The 3,196-nt window shown below is 54.7% G+C and carries 3 protein-coding genes; all 3 read right to left on the reverse strand.

What is annotated here, in order from left to right:
• A partial coding sequence (locus WBG04_RS01275) for a DUF4007 family protein (RefSeq protein WP_424312527.1) occupies positions 1-408 on the reverse strand: 408 nt, incomplete at its 3' end.
• Between the two features lie 562 nt (positions 409-970).
• On the reverse strand, positions 971-1,366 hold the full coding sequence (locus WBG04_RS01280; RefSeq protein WP_424312528.1) for a hypothetical protein: 396 nt from the start codon (positions 1,364-1,366) through the stop codon (positions 971-973).
• Positions 1,359-3,196, reverse strand: a 1,838-nt coding sequence (locus WBG04_RS01285) for a helicase-related protein (RefSeq protein WP_424312529.1), incomplete at its 5' end; no start/stop codon positions are given. The genes WBG04_RS01285 and WBG04_RS01280, both read right to left, overlap by 8 nt.

The raw sequence follows: 3,196 nt of genomic DNA on the forward strand, positions 1-3,196 counted from the left end.
TGTTTCGGACGGAGCGAGTTCATCATCCGTCAATTTGTTGACAAAGTAGTACCATGCGTAGGGTTGCCGGGTGCGTTCTTCCTCCTTCCATCCTTGGCATAAATTCCAGTGAAGCAGCCATAAAGTCTGGGTATTCTCCAAGAATTTGTCCTTTCCAGTTTCCCGAGAGAGCGTTTGCTCGGCGAAGTTCGTGATCTCAAGGCCCTCCGCTGTTTTCTTAGCGAGTCCAGTAACTACCACCCAATATGCGAGCGACTGGATCATATTTTTGCCTAGGCCAAGGTGGGTCATTCCCACGCGTGGGTCCTTGAAGGGATCAATCCCGGCTTCGAGTGCTGCGACGGCTTTCGGCAGCCAGCTAATACGCAACGGAAAGCTCTCGTGGCCGGTGTAGGAGAAATCGATCATTTTTGCTCCAGCCGTTTAGGGATCAAATGCACGGCGGGCAAGTGCCTAAGCTGGTCAACGCGGGAGGTGTGAACCCCGTTGCCGTCTACGAATATTGCGTATTTGAGGTGAAATCCGAGATTTTGGCGATCTCGAAACCTGTCGGATCCTGTGAGATTTCGTGTCATATTGCCGCCACTTTACCCGGAGGGGTGGGACAGCCGCAGGGAGAGACTGTGGACTAACTAATGAAAAATCGAGACGCTGAAATGGAAAGAGGAGCGTCCCGCGGCCGGATCGAATGTATTTCCTCCATTGGCTGTCATACCCCCATGAGGCCGATCTTCCTCGCTGCCCTGTTTTTCCTCGCCCTGGCCGCCGCCCTCACCGCTCAGACCTGCCGTGAAGTGGTGCGCGATTCCTTCGGGCGGATTGTTCAGGCCATTAGCCGCCAGACCAGCCCAAGCGGGACTGTGCAGTCTGTGACCCGGGACGGCTCGGGGCGGTGCTGGATGCAGGTAAGAATGACTAGGCGGTCAGACTCGAAATAGAGGGGCTTTCATTTGTTGAAATGGTGTTCTTTCTATCGTGAGGATTTCTCCCTATCACGACCGGTCAGCAGGTACTCCAATCGGTCACACTCGGCAGCCAGATGACGGGCGCACAGTTGGAACTCGTCTGCGTCGAGTCCGGCTTTGGGCACCATGCATTGTCCCCAGAGGTGTCCCCTCTTATCCACGCTAAGACCACAAAGCCGCAATTGGCGATTGCGAATCGCGGCGGCAAGCATTGGCTCCGGATGAAATGTCGCGTCCGCATGGCGCACGATCAAACAACGCAGTATCCAATGGTCAGCCTCGTCTATCACGATCACGCGATGGGATCGCCCATCGGCGAACCTAACTAGGATGCCTTTGGGCTCAATGAGAATGTCCTTGGCTCTCGCCAGCTTTTTCCATGATTGAAGTGGTTTACTCACGTTGCAAATCCTCCCGGAAAGTGGTTAGAGGTTCATCTGTTCCAAGAAGCGATCGCTCCAGCTCATCCGCTTGAGCGGTAACACGAAGTATGAGTTGCAACACGCGCGTGGCATCGTGATCGGGCTTCGAAAGCAAAACATCATCCTCGGCGGTGAGGTCGTAGCTCAGGCTTTCTTCACCCAGTTCCAGAGCGCCAATACGCATCGTGAACAAAGAATGGAGTTGCAGGGCCTCGTTCAATTCATGCTCGTCGGCCACGCGTCCCACGGGGCTGATGCAACGGACGAGCGGGTATTGATCAAAGGAATGCAGGTAGAGGCCAAAAGGCTGTTGCCGGTTCTTCATGAGAATCGTTCCAAAGATTCTACCGCTTTCAGCATCGCCGGATTCCGGTGCTTCCAATTTCAACCGACCGTCCCGCCCCATCTCTCGCAAGGCAGTGAATCGTGCTACTAAACCATCGGCCTGTCCGTGTGTCCGAGCGAGTTGGGTTTGCTCTCCGTGCAGGTTTTCTTCGCTCACGGGAAAGGCTGTCTTCAAACGGCCTGTGAGTACGGGCACTGGATCATGATGGCGCAGGATCTCCTTGGCCACATTCAGTGTGCGTTCTTCACTTTCCTTTACTTGTAGCCCCTCGTGCATCAGCTTGAGAAATCGGTTCATGCGCTCAAGCAAGCGGCGAACCTGCAGGACCTCAACCGTGTCCTCCAGGTGAGGAAAATGCACCTGAAGTTTATCTTCGTCCTTGGCGGAACCCATCGCGAGGAGACGCCGTTCTGTTAGCGAGCGCACTCGGTCAATGCGACCCGTGCGCTGCTCCATGCTGGATGGGGTCCAAGAAATGCCGTAGTGATGGATGCTTGAACAGAAGGTGTGTAAATCTTCCCCCTCCTGCACAAGGTCCGTAGTGATCATCACCAATGGGTATCCGGGCATGCGAAACTGTTTGATGAGGCGACCGTTTACAGAGCCCCACATGCCACCCACTGGCTGTTGGTTGCCGAGCAGTTTATTGCCAAATTCCTTCCTTACTTCGGAGAGTTCCGTTGTGCGGGCATCAGGCAGATTGACATCGAGAATCAGCTCAAAGTTCCCGGCAATCTCTGCCAGCTCATCATAGGCCGACCATCCTCGTTTCAATGGTGTGGAAATGCGCTGGCTCTCCAAGCGATCGAGGTAACGGGTGATCCGGGAAAGATCGCCATGCTGAGATTCATCACCGTCATCGTCCCGTGCTCCGGAAGCCATGCTGTTAGTCTGTTGAATTGCCAGCACGTACAAATCAATCAAGCCGTGACCCAGGCGTGCTGCCGAACCTAACAATTCCGCGCGCAGCGCTTCCTCCCGAAACTGATCCCGGAAGTTGGTCATGGTGGAGGTTGGCCAAAGGCCAGCCCGGAGTTCTACATATCGGGAGGACCTCAGCTCCGTGAAAAACGAGGGAAGGTTCAGAATGTCTGCGTTGGCTGGCGGAATCCGAAGCGCGTTGCTGTTCTCGCGCGCCGGCATGGAGTTGAAACGCTCGTGGAATACGATTCGTGCCTTTTCCTGCAAAGGCCCCTGTTTCTCGATAAGCAAGGTGATAGCAGCAGCCTGCAATGCCTCGAACATATCCGAGCGCGTCAGTTTTTTCGCCTTGGTCGTGAGGTGTCTGCGAGCTCGTTCACAATGCATCTCCCGCAAAGGGGCATCTTCGAGCGAGAAGATTCGACGCAACTCCGCCAAGGTTTGTGAAGCCTCGCAACGAAGTAGTGCGGAGACGTGATTGTCTTCAAAAAATGTCGCATACACGGAACCTTTGCTACTGAAGCGCTTCAACAGGGTTGCTC

The sequence above is a fragment of the Haloferula sp. genome (assembly GCF_049672945.1).
GTDB lineage: Bacteria > Verrucomicrobiota > Verrucomicrobiia > Verrucomicrobiales > Akkermansiaceae > Haloferula.